22 protein-coding genes and 1 pseudogene are annotated in these 18,319 nt (G+C 70.5%); 13 read left to right on the top strand and 10 right to left on the bottom strand.

Going from position 1 to position 18,319, the window contains the following annotated elements; genetic code table 11:
* Positions 1-4 precede the first annotated feature (4 nt).
* The 7 genes from ACIRSU_RS01010 to ACIRSU_RS01040 all read right to left on the bottom strand — a co-directional run bounded on the left by ACIRSU_RS01010 (position 5) and on the right by ACIRSU_RS01040 (position 4,173).
* Positions 5-526 carry a gas vesicle protein gene (locus ACIRSU_RS01010; protein ID WP_403787793.1) on the bottom strand — a complete coding sequence of 174 codons (522 nt, stop codon included), beginning with the start codon at positions 524-526 and terminating at the stop codon, positions 5-7.
* Positions 527-552: 26 nt separating this feature from the next.
* The gene (locus ACIRSU_RS01015; protein WP_403787796.1) at positions 553-1,743 is read right to left on the bottom strand and encodes an SRPBCC family protein; all 1,191 of its coding nucleotides are present in this window, start codon (positions 1,741-1,743) and stop codon (positions 553-555) included.
* A complete protein-coding gene (locus tag ACIRSU_RS01020; protein WP_403787799.1) occupies positions 1,736-2,335 on the bottom strand; it encodes a hypothetical protein in 600 nt (199 codons plus the stop codon). The genes ACIRSU_RS01015 and ACIRSU_RS01020 overlap by 8 nt, the downstream gene beginning before the upstream one ends.
* 89 nt (positions 2,336-2,424) lie before the next feature.
* Positions 2,425-2,676, bottom strand: coding sequence for a gas vesicle protein GvpG (locus ACIRSU_RS01025; RefSeq protein ID WP_403787802.1), 252 nt, complete (start codon positions 2,674-2,676; stop codon positions 2,425-2,427).
* A 25-nt stretch (positions 2,677-2,701) separates the two neighbouring features.
* Positions 2,702-3,415 carry a GvpL/GvpF family gas vesicle protein gene (locus tag ACIRSU_RS01030; protein WP_403787805.1) on the bottom strand — a complete coding sequence of 238 codons (714 nt, stop codon included), beginning with the start codon at positions 3,413-3,415 and terminating at the stop codon, positions 2,702-2,704.
* 2 nt (positions 3,416-3,417) lie between these two features.
* Positions 3,418-3,876: a gas vesicle protein GvpJ gene (gvpJ, locus tag ACIRSU_RS01035; protein WP_403787808.1), complete on the bottom strand. Its 459-nt coding sequence runs from the start codon at positions 3,874-3,876 to the stop codon at positions 3,418-3,420.
* 36 nt (positions 3,877-3,912) lie between these two features.
* Positions 3,913-4,173, bottom strand: a complete 261-nt coding sequence (locus ACIRSU_RS01040) for a gas vesicle protein (protein WP_403787811.1) — start codon at positions 4,171-4,173, stop codon at positions 3,913-3,915.
* A gap of 425 nt (positions 4,174-4,598) precedes the next feature.
* Here ACIRSU_RS01040 and ACIRSU_RS01045 point away from each other — a divergent pair, with 425 nt between their 5' ends.
* The 8 genes and pseudogenes from ACIRSU_RS01045 to ACIRSU_RS01080 form a co-directional block, all read left to right on the top strand.
* The gene (locus ACIRSU_RS01045; protein ID WP_403787814.1) at positions 4,599-4,865 is read left to right on the top strand and encodes a GlsB/YeaQ/YmgE family stress response membrane protein; all 267 of its coding nucleotides are present in this window, start codon (positions 4,599-4,601) and stop codon (positions 4,863-4,865) included.
* Between the two features lie 78 nt (positions 4,866-4,943).
* Complete coding sequence (locus ACIRSU_RS01050) at positions 4,944-5,114, top strand: CsbD family protein (protein WP_403787817.1); 171 nt, start codon at positions 4,944-4,946, stop codon at positions 5,112-5,114.
* 585 nt (positions 5,115-5,699) lie between these two features.
* A complete protein-coding gene (locus ACIRSU_RS01055; protein WP_403787820.1) occupies positions 5,700-6,902 on the top strand; it encodes an MFS transporter in 1,203 nt (400 codons plus the stop codon).
* Between the two features lie 32 nt (positions 6,903-6,934).
* A complete protein-coding gene (locus ACIRSU_RS01060; RefSeq protein WP_403787823.1) occupies positions 6,935-7,360 on the top strand; it encodes a heme-binding protein in 426 nt (141 codons plus the stop codon).
* Positions 7,357-7,731 carry a nuclear transport factor 2 family protein gene (locus ACIRSU_RS01065; protein WP_403787826.1) on the top strand — a complete coding sequence of 125 codons (375 nt, stop codon included), beginning with the start codon at positions 7,357-7,359 and terminating at the stop codon, positions 7,729-7,731. The genes ACIRSU_RS01060 and ACIRSU_RS01065 overlap by 4 nt, the downstream gene beginning before the upstream one ends.
* A 17-nt stretch (positions 7,732-7,748) precedes the next feature.
* Positions 7,749-8,600 carry an aldo/keto reductase gene (locus ACIRSU_RS01070; RefSeq protein ID WP_403787829.1) on the top strand — a complete coding sequence of 284 codons (852 nt, stop codon included), beginning with the start codon at positions 7,749-7,751 and terminating at the stop codon, positions 8,598-8,600.
* Positions 8,601-8,639: 39 nt separating this feature from the next.
* Entirely contained in the window at positions 8,640-9,650 is a 1,011-nt protein-coding gene (locus ACIRSU_RS01075; protein WP_403787832.1) for an aldo/keto reductase, read from the top strand.
* A 41-nt stretch (positions 9,651-9,691) separates the two neighbouring features.
* A pseudogene (locus tag ACIRSU_RS01080) lies at positions 9,692-9,808 on the top strand (SRPBCC family protein); the annotation flags it as partial.
* Positions 9,809-9,875: 67 nt separating this feature from the next.
* Here the strand turns inward: ACIRSU_RS01080 and ACIRSU_RS01085 are convergent.
* Positions 9,876-10,979: a hypothetical protein gene (locus tag ACIRSU_RS01085; protein ID WP_403787835.1), complete on the bottom strand. Its 1,104-nt coding sequence runs from the start codon at positions 10,977-10,979 to the stop codon at positions 9,876-9,878.
* Between the two features lie 208 nt (positions 10,980-11,187).
* On the opposite strand from ACIRSU_RS01085, the gene ACIRSU_RS01090 reads away from it, so the two are divergent.
* The 4 genes from ACIRSU_RS01090 to ACIRSU_RS01105 all read left to right on the top strand — a co-directional run bounded on the left by ACIRSU_RS01090 (position 11,188) and on the right by ACIRSU_RS01105 (position 14,421).
* Positions 11,188-12,378 carry a cytochrome P450 gene (locus ACIRSU_RS01090; RefSeq protein WP_403787838.1) on the top strand — a complete coding sequence of 397 codons (1,191 nt, stop codon included), beginning with the start codon at positions 11,188-11,190 and terminating at the stop codon, positions 12,376-12,378.
* Positions 12,379-12,395: 17 nt separating this feature from the next.
* On the top strand, positions 12,396-12,587 hold the full coding sequence (locus tag ACIRSU_RS01095; RefSeq protein ID WP_403787841.1) for a ferredoxin: 192 nt from the start codon (positions 12,396-12,398) through the stop codon (positions 12,585-12,587).
* 296 nt (positions 12,588-12,883) lie between these two features.
* On the top strand, positions 12,884-13,978 hold the full coding sequence (locus tag ACIRSU_RS01100; protein ID WP_403787844.1) for a nitric oxide synthase oxygenase: 1,095 nt from the start codon (positions 12,884-12,886) through the stop codon (positions 13,976-13,978).
* A gap of 80 nt (positions 13,979-14,058) precedes the next feature.
* On the top strand, positions 14,059-14,421 hold the full coding sequence (locus tag ACIRSU_RS01105) for a hypothetical protein (protein WP_403787847.1): 363 nt from the start codon (positions 14,059-14,061) through the stop codon (positions 14,419-14,421).
* Positions 14,422-14,547: 126 nt separating this feature from the next.
* Here the strand turns inward: ACIRSU_RS01105 and ACIRSU_RS01110 are convergent, their stop codons facing one another.
* Complete coding sequence (locus tag ACIRSU_RS01110) at positions 14,548-16,404, bottom strand: S8 family serine peptidase (RefSeq protein WP_403787850.1); 1,857 nt, start codon at positions 16,402-16,404, stop codon at positions 14,548-14,550.
* A 254-nt stretch (positions 16,405-16,658) separates the two neighbouring features.
* Between ACIRSU_RS01110 and ACIRSU_RS01115 the strand changes: the two genes are divergently transcribed.
* Positions 16,659-17,021: a YrdB family protein gene (locus ACIRSU_RS01115; RefSeq protein WP_403787853.1), complete on the top strand. Its 363-nt coding sequence runs from the start codon at positions 16,659-16,661 to the stop codon at positions 17,019-17,021.
* 138 nt (positions 17,022-17,159) lie between these two features.
* Here ACIRSU_RS01115 and ACIRSU_RS01120 read toward each other — a convergent pair whose 3' ends face one another.
* Entirely contained in the window at positions 17,160-18,308 is a 1,149-nt protein-coding gene (locus tag ACIRSU_RS01120) for a Cmx/CmrA family chloramphenicol efflux MFS transporter (protein ID WP_403787856.1), read from the bottom strand.
* Positions 18,309-18,319 lie beyond the last annotated feature (11 nt).

The following is an 18,319-nucleotide window of genomic DNA, read 5'->3' on the forward strand; positions in this document are numbered from 1 at the left end:
GACGTCAGTCCCGCCGCTCCTCGTGCTCGGCCGCAGTTTCCGAATCGTCGCGAGCCCGTGCCTTCTTGCCGTCCGACTCCCGTCGCCTGGTTCTGCGTTCGCGTTCGGGAGCGGCCCGTGGTTCGTCCGCGTCAGAAGCCTCGGAGGTACGGCGCCGGCGACTCCGGGACCCTTCCGGCAGCTCCGACCGGGGTTCGGGGCGGGCGCGAAGTGCCTTGATCTCGGCGCGCAGTCGCTCGTTCTCCTCCTCCAACTCCTTCCCGTGGCCGGCTCGCGAGGACAGCGCCGGATCGTGCTCCCACCAGTCGATGCCGATCTCCCTGGCCTTGTCGACCGAGGCGACCAGGAGCCGAAGCCTGATGGTCAGCAGCTCGATGTCGAGCAGGTTGATCCGGATGTCTCCGACGATGACGATGCCCTTGTCCAGCACGCGTTCCAGAATGTCGGCAAGATTCGCGCTCTGCTGCTGACCGTAGGGGGACAGGGAGCGCGCGACCGAGGGGCCTTCGGAGTCCGATGCATCCACAACGCTTCGACCTCGCTCCCTGGGCGTCAGCTCTTCCGGCTTCGACGAGTGCGGGGGCGTTCGTCCGCGTCTTCGGCCCCGGCCTCATCTGCGGCCTCGACCTCTTCTTCGCCGTCCTCCTCGTCCTCGTCCTCGTATTCGTCCTCCGGTCCCTCCTCGTACTCGTACTCGTCCTCCGGTGCTTCCTCGTACTCGTCCTCCTCCGGCGCCTCGTCTTCGTCCTCGTACTCGTCCGCTTCGTCGCGGCCCTCGTCCTCGGCGTCGCCCGCGCCGGCCTCTTCAGGAGTCTCGTCCCGTGCTTCGCTGTCTTCGTCCTCGTCAGAGCTGGAGACGACCTTGCCGTCGCGGATCTCACCGCGCCAGCCGCCCGTGGCCTCGCCCTTGATCATGACGAATGTACGGAAGGCCTTGAGATCGAGCCGGGCCCGCCGGCCCTGCGCGCGGACGAGGCTGCCCGCCTTCTCGACCATGCCCTTGGGGAAGTACTCCATGACCAGCAGGACCTTGGTCAGGTTCTCGCCGAGCGGGTGGAAGGTGACCACGCCTCGCGTGGTGCCCTTCGCCCCTTCCGAGGTCCACGCGATGCGTTCGTCGGGAATCTGTTCCGTGATGGTTCCCTTCCACGCCCGGGTCGCCTTCGCGACCTTCACCTGCCACTGGCTCGTCGTCTCGTCCTCCTGCTCGACGGACACGACGCCCTTGGCGAAGCTTCCGAACTCCTGGAACTGGGTCCACTGGTTGTACGCCTCGCGCACGGGGACGCCTATGTCGATGTCCTCGATGACCGTCATGCTCTTGTGCCCCGCCTCGGACGCCGAGGAGTGGGGCTCGTGCGTCTTGACGCTCTTCACCTTCTCCGCGAGTACGTCCTTCGTGTGCGCCGCGGTGTCCTTCGCATGGGAGGTCGTGTCCGCGACGCGCGCGGCCGCCGACGTGAGTGCGGCCTTGCCCGGCGTGTGCTCGGCGAGTTTCCTGCCGCTTCTGCCTGCCCCACGGACCAGGGCGCGCGGGCCGATGTGCGCCTCGCCCAGCTTGCCTGCCGCGGTGCCTATGCGCTGGCCCACGCCGGCCAGCGCCTTCTCCAGGCGTGCCTCGACATAGGTCTCGAACTCTTCTGCGAGCCGGTTCGCGCCAGGATTGCCGTCCGGCTTCCTCTGCGTGCCGGAGGTCCCCGCGGAGCCCTTCGTTCCCCGCTCCGAAGTCCTTGCGTCAGGCATCGTCTCGCCTCCTGGTACTCCTCGCACGGGTGCCCTTCGACGCACTGGACGCCTTCTGGGCCGATTGCTTCGACGTTTCTTCGGTCTTGGCCGTCGAGGCCTTACGCCGAGAGGCGGTCGTACGCCGCGGACGGGGCTCGGGCTCCTCGTCCTCGTCCTCGTCGGACGGCTCGCTCTCCTCGTCTCGCGCCGCCCGCTCGGGGGCGTCCTCGTCCGCCTGCTCGTCGTGATCGGCGCTGTCGTCGGCACGCTCGTCCTCGTAAGCCTCGTCGCCCTCCCGGCTGTCCCCCTCGTCCTCGTCGTGTTCTCCTCGCAGCCCCTCCGTCCGCCTGTGCAGGGCGTCGGCCAGGTGCTCGGCCTTGGCGTTGAGCACGGTGGTGGCCGCCGTCTTCCCCGCGGTCATGAGCTCGCCTCGAACCTGCCGGTTCACGTTGCTCAGGAGGGGCGATTGGGCGATCGTCCTTCCCAGCTGTCCCGGCTTGATCCGTGATCCCGCCAGCGCCATGGCCAGCCCGAAGGCGAGTTTGGCCTTTTTGGTCCGCCCCAGCACATAACCGCCGACCAGGGCGGTGCCGATCTTGGCGTTGTTCATGACGGTGCTTCTCTCCTCGGCCCCCGGCCCGGGCCCCTGGCATGCTCATGGATGGAGCCAGGCCCCAGCAGCGCTTGCTACGTACCGGCTTATCCGGCCTTGCGCAGCTGGTACGCCCTGATCTCCTCCAGTCGCTGCAGGAGCGAGTCTTCCTGTTCCTTGAACTCCTCGTCGCTCACGCGACCCGCCGCTCGCTCTCGTTCGAGCTCAGCGAGCTGCTCCTGAACGGGGGCGGGGTCGTAGCACTCCTCCTCGGCGGCCTCCACTACCTTGTCCAGGACCCACCCGACCCCTCGGAACGGGGCGGCGGGCAGTGCGAGCAGCTCAGTCACCAGTCCCACGGCGCCTCCCTGTGCGCGGTGTCAGTCAGGCGAAGCTGTACGGGGGCAGCGGCCCGCGGATCCGGATCTCGACTCCCTCGGGCTGTCCCTCGAGCAGTTCTTCGCCGGCTTTCGTGAATTCGTCGGCTCGTTCCCGGTCGACGAGGAACGACGCGCTGAGGAAGTACTGCTGGGACGGCTCGGACAGGCGCTCGGCCGTGGCGTGCGGCCTCAGTGCCTCAAGCACCGACTCCGCGAGAGCCCCCTGCCGTGCCTGCATCTCGTCACTCAAGAGCTTGCCGAGTTCGAGCCGCTCCTCGTACGTTCCGCCACCCTCGCGCGTCGCGTCGTTCAAGTCACGAACGGGTTTGGATTCCTCGAGGATTTGCCGTATGGCGGCTTCCTCCTCCTGGACTCCCTTCACGTTGAACTCCACGCGGTCGGTCAGTTCCTCGAGGCGCTGGGTGAACTGTTCGGCACCTTCCTCGAGTACCGCGCGAACAGCGTCCTCGTCCTCTGCAACGAAGCCGAAGCCCAGAGGCAGTGTGACGCCATCGCTCCACAACCGGGTCTGTACGTCGTGGTGCGCCTCGACGTCGGGGCGCTTCGCGCTGATCTCCTCCTGAGTCTCACTCACGACAGCGCACAGTTCCCCTTTGCATACCGAGCGCACGGCTGTCTCTTCGCCGCCCACACCCTTGAGGTCATCGAGGCGGAGGGGGTGCGACGACTTGGTAATCGCGTAGACGTAGAGAGCCATCGCTATTCGCCGTCCTCGGAGGAACGCCGTGCCGTACGACGCTCGCGGCCTCCGTCGCCGGAGCGTTTCCCGTCGTGACGAGGCTCCTTCTCGCGCTCTTCCTCGCGATTACCGGTGAGGGAATCCGTGAAGGCCTCGACGGCTCCGGTGAGTGCTCCCTTGGTCTTGCCCTTGGAGCCCGACTCGGTCGTCTTCTCCACGACGTCCGTCAGCTGAGCCGGAGCCTTACGGCCGCTCTCCAGATCGAGGCGGTTGCATGCCTCGGCAAAGCGGAGATATGTGTCGACGCTGGCCACGACCACGCGAGCATCGACCTTCGCGATCTCGATTCCGACGAGAGACACGCGGACGAAGGCGTCGATCACCAGGCCGCGGTCGAGGACCAACTCGACCACGTCATAGAGATTTCCCGTGCCTCCGCCCTGTCCGGGCACCCCGCCGCCCTGTTGCACTATAGACACGCCGACCTCCCTAAGGCCGAAGTGGCGGCATCACGCTCAGCTCTGTTCCTTGTCGACCTGAGCACGCGTATATCGCTTGCCGCGCTCGTATCCCAGCAACTGCCCGTCCGGACCCAGCGCAACCTCATAAATTGCGATGACGCTGGTCGTCTCCGGAATTCGCTCGACCTCCACGACTTCGATCTCCGCCGCCCAGCCCTGATCTGTCGGCTTCAGAGCGGACACGGACTCGGGAGTCCGTCCCAGAAGTCCGGTGAGCTGCTCCACGGCGTACCGCAGGGCGTCCGCGGCCGGCACCCGATGTGAGGGCTCGTTCTCGTCGGGCTCAGCCTCGTCGGGCTCAGCCTCGTCGGGCTCAGCCTCGTCGGGCTCGGATTCGACCTCGCCCTCCGTGGCCGAGTCTGCTTCATCTGCCGGTTCCGAGTCTGTGTCGGTGTCGGTGTCGGTGTCGGTGTCGACCTCGTCCTCGGCCTCGCGTTCGGGCTCGGGTTCGGGCTCGTCAGGGCCATGCTTCTTGCGCTTGCCGACGGTATTCGTGACAGTTCACCGCCAAAGTTGGCATTTACATCCTTGCCGCCAATCCAAATTCCACCATATCCGCGATATTTGACCTTCGCCATGAACGGTAATGGCCAATACGGCAACCGCCGGTTACGGAGCATGGATATGGCGAGCCCGGGAAGTTGCATCATGAACGAGCGCACGACGAGGGAGGCGCATCCATGGAAGTTTCCGGAATCATCAGCGCTCTCGTGATCGGGACGATCATCGGCCTCCTCGGCCGACTGGTCCTTCCCGGTCGGCAGCACATACCGATCTGGCTCATGATCCTGATCGGTATCGCGGCGGCGCTGGGCGGTTCTGCCATTTCCCATGCGGCCGGAGTCGACGACACGAGCGGAGTCGACTGGATCGAATGGCTCATCCAGATCGGGCTGGCCGCGATCGGCATTGCCCTGGTGGACAGGGCCCGTGCGAGAAGGGCGTGATTACGCCGGTCAAAGGCGGGTAGCTGCCGTGCAGCCCCTTCCAGGGGCTCGTAGGAAAATCGGCCGAGGAGCTGATCCGTGTGGCTGGGGGGCAAGAGAATTCGTGGCAAGGCCCAGGAATTGAAGGGCAAGGCGAAGGGCACCGGGGACCAGGTGGCAGGCAAGACCAAGCAGGTCGTCGGCGAGACCGAGAAGAACGTGAAGGGGACGATGGAAGAGGCCAAGGGCAAGATTCGTCGCCACACGTGACGACGTGTATCGATGGAGACCGACCCGGACGGACTGAGGCGTCCGGGTCGGTCACGCCGTCCCCCACGGCCCTCTCGCCTGGTTCATCGGGGCGGGCGTCGAGGCGCTGTCCCCGATTCTCCACTGGCGCGCACTGCCCGCCGACGAGACATCACCCTTCGGGACCACACACCCGACCCCGGCCCACTTCGCCGACGCCGAGAACGCGGTACGACAGCTGGCCGCCGCGCTGAGTCGCATCGCCGCCTGAAGCGCATTTGAAGGCGACCCGGCCGTGCCGGTGTCGTCATCTCCGGCGAGCGCCACCGATCCGTCCGCCCACGTCTCGAACGCGAAGGGGTAGCGGCGGCACACACCACGACGCACACGACGCCACCCGCCCGCGCCCGCATTCGGGCGCGGGCGGGTGGCGTCGGTGATGCACCAGGCGGGTGACCCGCACAGCTGGTCGGCGACGCCGCGCCACACCTCGGGCGCCCTCATCCAGATCACACCGGCTACCTGTGCTTGCACTTATTCCGCGTCTGCAATTATTGTGAGGGCATGCAAAGGGATCGTTCAAGCAATTCCGGGAGGGGGCGAGCCATGCCGCTCGCTCTACTCGCCCTTGCCGTAGGGGCTTTTGGCATCGGCACGACCGAGTTCGTGATCATGGGCCTGCTGCCCGAGATCGCCGCCGACTACGGCGTCACCATCCCCACCGCGGGTTTCCTGGTCACCGGCTACGCGCTCGGCGTCGTCCTCGGTGCGGCGCTGCTCACCGTGCTCGGGAACAAGGTGAGCCGGAAGCGGATGCTCATGCTGCTGATGGGCCTGTTCGTGGTCGGCAACGTGGTCTCCGCGCTCGCCCCGAACTTCGGGATCATGCTGACCGGCCGTGTGGTCGCCTCGCTCGCGCACGGGTCCTTCTTCGGCATCGGGTCCGTCGTGGCCGCCGGGCTGGTCGCGCCGGCGAAGAAGGCCGGGGCCATCGCCACCATGTTCACCGGGCTGACCGTGGCCAACATCGTGGGCGTGCCGCTGGGCACGTTCATCGGGCAGGCGGTGGGGTGGCGCGTCACCTTCGGGATCGTCGCCGTGCTCGGCGTGGCCGGGCTGCTCGGGATCGCGAAGCTCGTGCCCGCCATGCCCCGGCCCGAGGGCGCGCGGCTGCGCGGCGAGCTCAAGGCCCTCCGCAACCCGCAGGTGCTGCTCGCGATGGCGATGACCGTGCTCGGCTTCGGTGGCGTGTTCGCCGCGATCACGTACATCGCGCCGATGATGACCCACGTGGCCGGCTACTCCGACGGCTCCGTGACCTGGCTGCTCGTGCTGTTCGGCATCGGCATGTTCCTGGGCAACCTGCTCGGCGGCCGGTACGCCGACCGCGCCCTGATGCCCATGCTGTACGCGACGCTCGGCGGCCTGGCCGTCGTCCTCGCGCTGTTCAGTTTCACCGCGCACAACAAGATCCTGGCCGCGATCACCGTCCTGCTCGTCGGAGCACTCGGCTTCGCCACCGTCCCGCCGCTGCAGAAGCGCGTCCTCGACCAGGCCCAAGGCGCTCCGACACTCGCCTCGGCCGTCAACATCGGCGCCTTCAACCTCGGCAACGCACTGTCCGCCTGGCTCGGCGGCCTCGTGATCGCCGCCGGCCTCGGCTACACCTCCCCGAACTGGGTGGGCGCCCTCCTCGCCGCCTCCGCGCTGGTCCTCGCCTTCTGGTCCGCCGCGCTGGAGCGCCGGAGCCCCGCCCCCGCGGTCGAGGCAGCCGCTCCCGCCGCGGCGCCCGTCCCCGTACACCACTGACCCCCGCCTCGCACCGCCTCCAAGGAGAAGTCATGAGCACCACCACCGCCGTCGCCCCGCTGACCACCGCCGACGCCGAGATACTGATCACCGCCGCGCGTCGCGCCGCCCAGGCGGCCGGGGTCACGGTCAGCGTCACCGTCCTCGACGCCGGCGGCCACCTGCTCGCCTTCCGGCGCGACGACCAGGCCGTCCTGATCTCCGGCGAGACCAGCACCCGCAAGGCGTACACCGCCCTCCAGCTGAACGCCGCCACCGCCGACCTGGTCGACCTGGTCAAGCCCGACGGCCCGTTCCACTCCCTGCCCACCGCGCTCGACCGGCCGCTGCTCTTCATCGCGGGCGGCATCCCCGTCCACCGCGACGGACGCCTCATCGGCGCGATCGGCGTGGGCGGCGGCGCACCGGAGCAGGACCACGGCTTCGCCGCCACCGCCCTCGAGGAGCTCTCCCGATGACCGGCACCGGCGCCCCCACCCGTACCCCGCAGGAGGTCTTCGCCGACCACGGCCGTCGCCTCGGCACCGGAGACCTCGGTCTGATCAGCGCGAACTACACGGAGGACGCCGTCTTCGTCACTCCCGAGGGCGTCCTGACCGGACGCGAGGGCGTGAAGGAGGGCATCGGCCGGCTCCTCGCCGACCTCCCCGGCGCCGACTGGCAGCTCACCCCGCAGTTCGCCGGAAACGTGCTGTTCCTGCGGTGGACCGCCGCCAGTGCCGGTCACGAGGTCACCGACGGCGTCGACACCTTCGTCTTCCGTGACGGTCTCATCAGCGCCCAGACCGTCCGCTACACCCTCTCCCCGCGCTCCCCGCGCACCAAGTGAAGGAACACCCGCGCACCATGGCACCCTCCGCCACCCCCTCCCCCATCCCCTCCGTCCCGACCGTCACGCTCGACAACGGCGTCGAGATCCCCCAGCTCGGCTTCGGCGTGTTCCAGGTCCCCGACGACGCGACCACCGCCGCCGTCACCGCCGCCCTGGAGACCGGCTACCGCAGCATCGACACCGCCGCGATCTACGGCAACGAGGCCGGCGTCGGCCGTGCCCTCGCCGCCTCCGGGCTGCCCCGCGAGGAGCTGTTCGTCACCACCAAGCTGTGGAACGCCGACCAGGGTTACGACGCCACGCTCCGCGCCTTCGACGCGAGCCTCGCCAAGCTGGGCCTCGATCACGTCGACCTCTACCTGATCCACTGGCCGGCCCCGGCCCGCGACCTGTACCGCGACTCCTGGCGGGCCCTGGAGCGCCTCGCCGGGGAGGGCCGTATCCGCGCGGCCGGCGTCTCCAACTTCCAGCCCGGCCACCTGCTGCGACTCCTCGACGGCGCCACGCTGACCCCCGTCGTCAACCAGATCGAACTGCACCCGGGCCTGCAGCAGGCCGAGCTGCGGGCGTTCCACGCCGACCATAGGATCGCCACCGAGGCGTGGAGCCCGCTCGCCCAGGGCGCGGTCCTCGACGACCCGGCCGTCGCGGCCGTCGCCGGCCGGTACGGCAAGTCCGCCGCCCAGGTCGTCATCCGCTGGCACCTGCAGCTCGGCAACGTCGTCATCCCCAAGTCGGTCACCCCGGCCCGGATCCGCGAGAACTTCGAGGTCTTCGACTTCGCGCTGACGGACGAGGAGATGCAGGCCGTGGCCGCGCTCGACCGCGGGCTGCGCACCGGCCCCCACCCGGACGAGCTCAACTGAGCCCGAAGTCCCACCCGTTCTTTCCAAAAAGGATCTTCCATGTCGCTCACCGGCGTCCTTCCCGGCCGACTCGGCTTCGGCACCGCCCCGCTCGGCAACATGTTCCGCGCGATCCCCGACGAGGAGGCCGGCGCCACCGTCGAGGCCGCCTGGGACCACGGCATCCGCTTCTACGACACCGCCCCCTTCTACGGCGCCGGCCTGGCCGAGACGCGCCTCGGCGAGGTCCTCGCGACCAAGCCCCGCGACTCCTACGTGCTGTCCACCAAGGTCGGCCGCGTCATCCTCGACGAGCACGAGACCGCCGCCCGCGACCTCGGCGAGAAGGGCGGACTGTTCGAGCACGGCAACCCGAACCGGATCGTCCACGAGTGGACGGCCGAGGCCACCGAGCGTTCCATCGAGGACAGCCTCAAGCGGCTCGGCACCGACCGCCTCGACATCGTCTGGGTCCACGACATCGCCCAGGACTTCCACGGCGACCTGTGGCTGCAGAAGTTCGAGGAGGCCCGCACCGGCGCGTTCCGCGTCCTGTCCCGGCTGCGCGACGAGGGCGTCATCAAGGCATGGGGCCTCGGCGTCAACCGCACCGAGCCCATCGAGCTGACCCTCGCCCTCGACGAGCCGCGGCCCGACGGCTTCCTCCTCGCCGGCCGCTACACCCTCCTCGACCACGAGCACGCCCTGGAGCGCCTGCTCCCCATGGCCGAGGGGCAGGGCGTCGACATGGTCGTCGGCGGTCCGTACAGCTCCGGCATCCTGGCCGGCGGCACTCACTTCGAGTACCAGCAGGCACCGGCCGAGATCGTCGAGCGCGTCGCCACGTTGAAGGCCCTGGCCGAGCGGCACGGCGTCAGCATCAAGGCCGCGGCCCTGCAGTTCTCCCTCGCCCACCCGGCGGCCGCGGCCGTCATCCCCGGCGCCACGCGCCCGAGCCGTATCGCCGAGGACACCGCCGCGCTCGACGAGAGCATCCCGGCCGCGTTCTGGACCGATCTGCGCGCCGCCGGTCTCGTCAGCCCCGCCGCCCCGCTCCCCCACAACGCCTGACCTAGCGCTTCCCCGCACCTCCCCCATCACCGGGAGAAGCGATCACGGCCTCCACGTCCGTCAGCCGCGTCCTGCCCGCCTCCCCCCAGCAGGTCTGGGACCGCATCGGCGGCTTCGACGCCCTGCCCGACTGGCTCCCCTACATCCCCGAGAGCGTCTCCTGAGTCCCCCGCTCACGGGTCCGCCCTCCTGCCGCTTCCGGCAGGAGGGCGAACCCGTCGCGGATCAGGTGACGAGGCTCGTCACGACCGCGACCAACACCAGCGCCGCCAGGGCGATCGCCGCCAACTGCCAGACCCTGCGAGGAGAGGGCATGCGGTACACGTACGGAGTGCTCGTCGTCGGGATGACGAAGTGGACGTGGTGGGGGTCATCGGCGAGGGTGACACGGGCGACGGAGAGGTGGCGCACGGAGATCCGGCGGGTGATCTCGCGCGGACGGGGGCGCAGGTGCGGGGTCAGCAGGCGGGCGACCTGGGCGTCGGTGCCGGCCGGCGGGGACGCCTGCTCGCCGGACGCCTCGACGGGCGTCCAGTCGCCGCGCTCGCGGGCCTGCCGGGCGGCGCGGGACGGGATTTCGGTGGTGGGCTCGATCGCCTCCGTGTCCGGCTTCCATTCGATGACGCCCTCGGTCCAGGTCACGAGCCGTCCCGTGCCGGCGCAGCGCTCGCACGCGCCCGTACCGTCGCCGGAGCACTTGGGGCAGCTGCGCGTCCCCTTCCCGCCGCATCGTGGGCAGTGCTGCTTGCCACGCCCGCCGCAGGTGGCGCACGCGGAATCCCGGGCGCCGCACTGCTTGCAGGTGACGCGCTCCTCCTTGTCCCGGCCGGATCCGTCGGACTTCTCGGCTTGGTCAGGCCCTTCGGTCCCCTTGGGGTTCTTACGGGTGCGGCGGCCGGTGCCGTCGCAGCGCAGGCAGCTGTCGAGGCCGCGGCACGTCTCGCAGGGCACCCAGGGCTCGCAGCGCAGATCGCCCGCTCCCAGACAGCGCCCGCACTGGACGATGCCGTTGCTGCAGGCGTCGCAGGACCGGTCCCGCACGGTGCCGCGCCGCACGAGCGTGTGGGTGACGCGGGTCGCCGGGTCGCGCGGGGCCGGGATCACGTGCTCGTCGATGTCGGACTCGTACACCGGCCGCTCGGACAGGTCGAGCGGTCCGCGGTGGAGTTGCGGCTTCTCGCTGCGGCTCTCGATGCTGCGCACGATCTCCCCCTCCACCAGGAGGTGCCGGGTGATCTTCGCCTCCTCCGGGCGAAGCGCCCGTGACGGCGCGCCGCGCTGCTTCAGGCTGCGCAGCACCGCCGCGAGAACGTCCTCGTCACTCAGCACGCTTCCCCAACCCCCTCGGTCACCCGACGCCGTGTGCGACACGCGAGACGTACCCACAAGCGCCGCTCGCCATGACTCCGAATGGATGCGCTCGTTCCGGCGGTTTGGCTGAACTGCATGTAGACCAAATAGATGCCTGAGGCATGTAGTGGAGATCGCACCACCGACCGAAGCGCCAGAACCGCCGACCGCCGTATGCGAGGTCCCCATGACCGAAGCCGTGGCCTTTCCCCAGGACCGCACCTGCCCCTACCACCCCCCGACCGCCTACGACCCGCTCCGCGAGGAACGCCCGCTGTCCCGGGTGACCCTGTGGGACGGGCGCGAGGTGTGGATCGTCACCGGACACCAGACCGCGCGGGCACTCCTCGCCGACCAGCGCCTGTCCACCGACTCCACCCGCGCCGACTTCCCGCTGCCGACAGAACGCGCCACGGCCGTGCGCCGGCGCCGGCGCGCCGCGCTGCTCGGGTGGGACGACCCCGAGCACAACGCCCAGCGCCGCATGCTGATCCCGAGCTTCACGCTCCGCCGCGCGGAGGGGCTGCGGCCGCGCATCCAGGCGATCGTGGACCGGCTGCTCGACGCCATGGAGGCGGCGGGGCCGACGGCCGAGCTGGTGAGCGCGTTCGCGCTGCCGGTGCCGTCGATCGTGATCTGCGAACTCCTCGGCGTGCCGTACGAGGACCACGAGTTCTTCGAGGAGCAGTCCCGGCGGCTGCTGCGCGGCCCGACGGCCGCGGACACCGAGGAGGCACTGAAGCAACTCGAGGACTACCTCGGCGACTTGATCGACCGCAAGCGCACCGAGCCCGGCGAAGGGGTCCTCGACGACCTGGTCGCCCGCCAGGCCGAGGACGGCGGGCCCGACCGGCAGGAGCTGGTGCAGCTGGCGACGATCCTGCTGGTGGCCGGGCACGAGACGACCGCGAACATGATCTCGCTCGGCACGTACACGCTGCTGCGCCACCCGTCGCGCCTCGCGGAACTGCGCGCGGACCCGGCGCTCGTACCGGCGGCGGTGGAGGAGCTGCTGCGCTTCCTGTCCATCGCGGACGGGCTGCTGCGGGTCGCGCGTGAGGACGTGGAGGTGGAGGGCGTCGTGATCCGGGCGGGCGAGGGCGTGGTGTTCTCGACGTCCGTGATCAACCGGGACGGTTCCGTGTACGCGGATCCGGACACCCTGGACTGGTCGCGGCCGGCGCGGCACCACGTGGCGTTCGGGTTCGGGATCCATCAGTGTCTGGGGCAGAACCTGGCGCGGATGGAGCTGGAGATCGCCCTCGGGACGCTGCTGCGCAGGCTGCCCGGGCTGCGGCTCGCGGCGCCGGCCGAGGAGATCCCGTTCAAGCCGGGGGACACGATCCAGGGGATGCTCCGGCTCCCCGTCACATGGTGAGAGAGGAAGCCGGTCAGATGCGCATCTCCATCGACACGGGCGTCTGTATCGGGGCCGGCCAGTGCGCGCTGGTCTCGCCCGACGTCTTCACGCAGGACGACGACGGCTTCGGCACGGTCGTACCCGGTCGTGAGGACGGAGCGGGCGGGCCGCTCGTACGGGAGGCCGCGCGGGCCTGCCCCGTACAGGCGATCACGGTCGCCGACTAGGACGACTGGGGCGGAAACGGGGCACGATACCAGTCCGGCCCGGCTCCCATGCGGTATTCGACTACTCTCCACACTTGGGCATGTTCGTACGGTAGTCATGGGGGCCGGGAGGAAACACCTTGGTCTTCAGTCTGAGTCGCCGCCGGAAGTCTGTCCCCGCGCCCGTCCACACCCCTGCCCCTATCCCTGCCCCTGCCCCTACTGCTGTCGCCGTCCCCGCGAGCAGCGGCTGCCCTTATGCGGCGGGCGCTGCGAGCGGGGCCACCGCCGCCCCGGTCCGTGACCCGCTGCCCTGGGTGGACCGGCTCCAGGCGGTGGACTTCGTCCGCCGGTTCCACCAGGAGCAGCCGCAGGCGGGGGACGCGGCGGACGCGGAGCGGCGGATTCGTGAGGTGCTGGCCGAGATCGACCGGACCGGCACCTACGAACACACCCCGGCGGAGCTCGCGTTCGGCGCCCGCGTCGCCTGGCGCAACGCGGCGCGTTGCATCGGCAGGCTGTACTGGCGCAGCCTCGTCGTACGGGACCTGCGGCACGTCACGGACGCGGACGACATCGCGGCCGAGTGCTTCGAGCATCTGCGGCTCGCCGGGAACGCCGGCCGGATCCGGCCGGTCGTGTCGATCTTCGCGCCGGACCGGCCGGGGCGGCCCGCGCCGCGGATCGTCAACGACCAGCTGGTCCGCTACGCCGGTCACCGCACGCCCGACGGGCGCTGGATCGGCGACCCGCGCGGCGCGGTGATGACGTCGCGGGCGCGGGAGCTGGGCTGGAAGAGGGACGAAGAGCCGTTCCAGGTGCTGCCGTTGATGGTGCAGGAACGTCCCGGCACGGCCGCCTCCCGGCCCGAGTGGTACGAGCTGCCGGACGACAGCGTGCTCGAGGTGCCGCTGTCCCATCCCGAGCACCCGTGGTTCGCCGAACTCGGCCTGCGGTGGTACGCGGTGCCGGCGATCAGCGACATGGTCCTGGAGATCGGCGGCGTACGGTATCCGGCGGCGCCGTTCAACGGCTGGTACATGGGCACCGAGATAGGCGCCCGCAACCTCGCCGACGCCGAACGCCTCGACCTGCTCCCGGTGGTGGCCGACCGGCTCGGCCTGGACCGCTCGTCGGAGCGCACGCTGTGGCGCGACCGGGCGCTGGTCGAGCTCAACGTGGCCGTGCTGCACTCCTTCCAGGAGGCCGGGGTGACGATGGCCGACCATCACACCGAGTCGGAGCGCTTCATCCGCCACATCGCCCAGGAGAGGCGCCAAGGCCGCCCGACACCCGCCGACTGGAGCTGGATCGTCCCGCCGCTCTCCGCCTCGACCACGCCTGTCTTCCACCGCTACTACGACCCGGTCGACCCGGCGCTGCGGCCGGCGTTCCTCGCGCGCGGGTCGTAGCGCACGGACGTTCGCCTATCCTGCTCGCGAAGACCTACGGGGAAGCGCCTACGGGGGAAACGACGGGGACGGGGAATCGTATGAACTGGATCTGGGTGGTCGCCATCCTGTTCTGGACGGGCGGGTTCGCATGGGTCGCCGACAACGCCCGCACGGCGCTCAAGCACCGCCACGAGCGCAAGATGGAGCTGCTCGAGGCGGCGCGGCAGGAGCGGCTGGCGATCGAGTCGGCGAACCGGGGACCGGAACCGGTCTGCGGGTGCACGCACCACCTGGCGAAGCACGACAAGCAGGGCCGGTGCCACGAGCGCGTGGAGATTCCGGTCGCCTGGGACGAGAACAAGAAGCCGCTGCGCTACGAGGCCGGGCAGTGCAACTGCCAGCAGTACGTGGGGCCGCAGCCGCTGTCGCAGGTGTACGCGGAGGAGCTGACCGACCTGTAACACGGTGACACGGCACCGTGACGAAGCACCGTGAACGCGAGGTGAGCCCCCGGGAGACGGCTCCCGGGGGCTCATTGCGCGCTCGCGCTCCGGACGGATTCAGGAGACCGGAGAGGGCCGAGAGGCCTAGAAGGTCAGGTTCCAGGCGTCGATGCGGCCCGTGTCCTGGGTCGCGGTGTCCTGGACGCGGAGCTTCCAGACGCCGTTCGCCGTCTTGGCGGAGGCGTCGACCGTGTAGGTCTTGAGGACGTCGTCCGTGCTGTCGCTGTTCGGGAAGTCCTCCAGGAGGTACACCGTGCCGTCGGGCGCGACCAGGGAGACGACGAGGTCGCCGCGGTAGGTGTGCTTGATGTCGACGCCGACCTTGAGCGTGGCGGGGGCGTTGCCCGTGACGCCGGAGACCGTGATCGGGCTCTCGACCGTGGTGTTGTCGGGGATGGCGACGTCGGTGAGGTTCTCGAAGTACGGGCCGGTGGGCGGCGGGGTCGAGCCGGAGACCGCCTTCAGGGCGTCGACCGCGCCTTCGCCGAAGAAGCCGTTGTAGGCGGTGGTGCCGGTGCAGCGGGTGTCGGCGGGGCACGCCCGGTCCGTGGCCTGCGCGGCGAGCGCGGCGCGGATGTCCGCCGGGGTGTACGTCGGGTTGACGCTGGCGATGAGCGCGGCGACGCCCGTCACGTGCGGGGAGGCCATCGACGTGCCGCTCTTGGTGCCGTACTTGCCGCCCGGGAGCGTCGAGTAGACACCGGTCGCGCCGTCGCCGCCGGGCGCGGCGACGTCGATGACGCCGTTGCCGAAGTTGGAGTACGACGCCTTGGCACCGCCGCTGGCCTGCGCGGCGACGGTCACGACGCCGGGCAGCTCGGTCGGGATGTCGAGGCAGGCGTTGGTGATGGTGCGGGTGACCGGCGTGGAGTCGTTGGGGCTGTCGCTGTCGGTCGTCTTGTTCGCCAGGTCGTAGTTGGAGTTGCCGGCCGCGGCGACCTGCAGCGAGCCCTTCGACTCGGCGTACGCCTGGGCGCGCCGGACGCCCTCGATGATGGCGGCCTGGTCGACGTTGTCCGGGCAATTGAACTGCCAGGGGTCGGTGTAATAGCTGTTGTTGGTGACCTTGAAGCCGTGGTCACCGGCCCACATCAGGGCGCAGACGGTGTTCTCGGCGTAGAACAGCGTGCTGGTGGGCTCCGCGATGCGGACGGAGGCGATCTTCACGCCGGGCGCGACACCGATGACGCCCTTGCCGTTCTTCGCGGCGGCGATGGTGCCGGCGACGTGCGTGCCGTGCGTGTCGACGTCCCGCCAGGCGCCGACGCGGGTGTCCGCCTTGCCGTAGGCGCAGGAGACGGAGTCGGCGGCGTCGAAGTTGGGCGCGATGTCCTGGTGCTGGTCGTCGACGCCGGTGTCGAGGACGCCGACCTTCACGGACGAGGAGCCGGTGGTGACGGCCCATGCCTGGTCGGCCTTGATCTGGGTCATGTCCCAGCGGTTCGACTCGGTCAGCGTGGTCGCGGACTGGCTCGGGTTGGCGGGCAGGGCCGGGTTGTACGCGTCCGCGGGAACGTCGGAGGTACGGGTCGCGCCGACCTGCTGGACGCCGGTCACGCCGCGCATCGTGGCGGCGAAGGAGACGGAGGTCGAGTGGGCGACGACGACACCGATGGCGTCGTAGGAGGCGAAGACGCTGCCGCCGTTGGCGGCGACCGCGTTGCGTACGGCGGTGGTGTCACCGGGCGTCGTGATCACCAGGTAGGCGCGGGTGCCGGCGGCCCAGGCGCCGGCGGTCTGCTGCGCGCCGGAGATCTGCCGCGTCGTGGCGGCCGTCCGCGGGGCGGACTTGGCGGCGGGGGCCTGGGTGCGCGGCCCGCCCGTGGGCTCGATGGTGGCCTGGGCGGGGGTCGCGAGGGCGACGGTGGCGCCGGCGACGGCCGCGGCCGCGACCGCGATTCTCAGCCGGTGCGACGTCCGGTTCGATATGTGGGAAAACAATGCGTCCTCCGATGGTCCGGTGGTGCGGGTGGCACCGGCCGGGCCCTGTGTGGTGTGGGGTGGACGCAAGATCCCAGGACGCCACTACTGGAGGGAAGGATTCCGCCCGCCGTATCCCTTTCCGTTACCCATTGTTGATCTGATGACACGTCATGCGACCGCCGGTCGGGGTCGGTTGACGGATCGATCGAGGTCGATCGACATGTGAAGACCGGCGGGCGCTCTCGGCGTGATCCTGGCCCAGAATGACCCCCATGAGACTCCCCACTCCCCTGCACGTGGTCAACGAGGGCCTCGCGTTCCTCCTGGAACTCGCGGCCCTCGGCTGCCTCGCCTGGTGGGGCTGGCAGCGCGTGGAGCCCGTCGCCCTGCGGCTGGTCGTCGCCGTCGCGGCGCCCGCCGCGGCGGCCGTCCTGTGGGGCCTGTTCGCCGCGCCCAAGGCGCGATTCCCGGTGCCGCTGCCGGGGGTCCTCGCCGTGAAGGCGCTGGTCTTCGGGGCCGCGGTGGCCGCGCTGTACGGCGTCGGGCACCCCGCATGGGCCGTCGCCTTCGGGATCGTCGCCCTCGTGAACACGGGTGTCGCGACGATGGACCGCCGGGCGGCGATGCACGGCTGACCGGTGCGCGGATCAGTGCGTGATTCGCGGCGGCGCCCTGCAGCAGGACCTGGGCACCGCCATGGCCGGCCTGCTCGAACAGCTGGAGCAGGTGCACGGCCGGGGCCACCGTGTGACGCTGGGCTTCCTCAACAACGACTACGGCAACTTCCTGCGCGCACACCGTGTGAGCGTGTCCACGGCCGCCGCCGTGGCCGCGAGGGCGGCGCTGGTCCACAGGGCGCCGCGCGGGTCGCCGTACACCTGGGCGGTCACGGAGGCGGCGAGGAGCGGGCCGAGGAAGGCGCCGGTGTTCAGGGCGACGGTGGCGAACGCGCCGCCGAGCGACGGCGCGTCGGTGGCCAGGCTCAGGACGCGGCTGACGAGCGTCGTGCCGAGGCCGAAGGAGAGGGCGCCCTGGACGGCGGCAAGGAGGAAAAGGGGCACCGGGTGCGCCGCCGTCGCGGCGAGCAGAAACCAGCCGGCGAGCAGCCCGCCGAGCGCGGGAGGCGTGCGTACGGCCGTACGGCCCGCGGCGGTGACGCCGAGGAACGCGCCCGCGCCGAAGGCCGCGAGCAGGCCGGGCACGGCCGCGGGCGGCAGCTGGGCGACGTCGGTGGCGATGACGGCGAGGAAGGCGAAGCTCGCGAAGGTGGCGCCGTTGACCAGGGCGGCGACGGCGAGGGTGGTGCGGAGGCGGCGGGAGCGCAGGGTCCGCAGGTCGTCCCGTACCCGGACGGTGTTCCGCGCGCGCCCCGCTGCCCTTTCGGCGGGCGCCGAGCGGAAGACCAACGCCAGGGCGGGCAGGCACAGGGCGGCGACCGCCCAGAACGCCCAGCGCCATCCGTACCGTTCGCCGAGCACCGCGCCCGCCGGGACGCCGACGACGCAGGACAGGGTGACGCCGGAGAGCAGGACGGCGGTGGCCCGGGCCTGGCGGGCGGGGCCGGCCAGGGACGCGGCGAAGGGCAGGGCGACCGCCAGGAAGCCGGCGTTGACGATCGCGGCCACGACGCGGGTCGCGAAGAGGACCGTGAAGTCCGTGGTGAGCGCGCCGACGGCGTGGACGAGGACGAAGGCGGCCAGGAAGCCCGCGAGGGCGGGACGGTGGCGCCATCGGGCGCCGAGCGCGGCCGTCGCGGGGGCGCCGGCGATCATGCCGATCGCGTACGCGGAGGTCAGGCCGGCGGCGGCCGAAGGGGAGACGGACAGGTCGCGGGCGAGGCCGGGCACGAGCCCGGACAGCATGAACTCCGAGGTGCCCTGGGCTAAGACGGCGAGGCCCAGGACATGGACGAAGAAGGGCAAGGGTCGACTCC

This window comes from Streptomyces sp. NPDC101160 (genome assembly GCF_044768205.1).
Classification (GTDB): domain Bacteria; phylum Actinomycetota; class Actinomycetes; order Streptomycetales; family Streptomycetaceae; genus Streptomyces.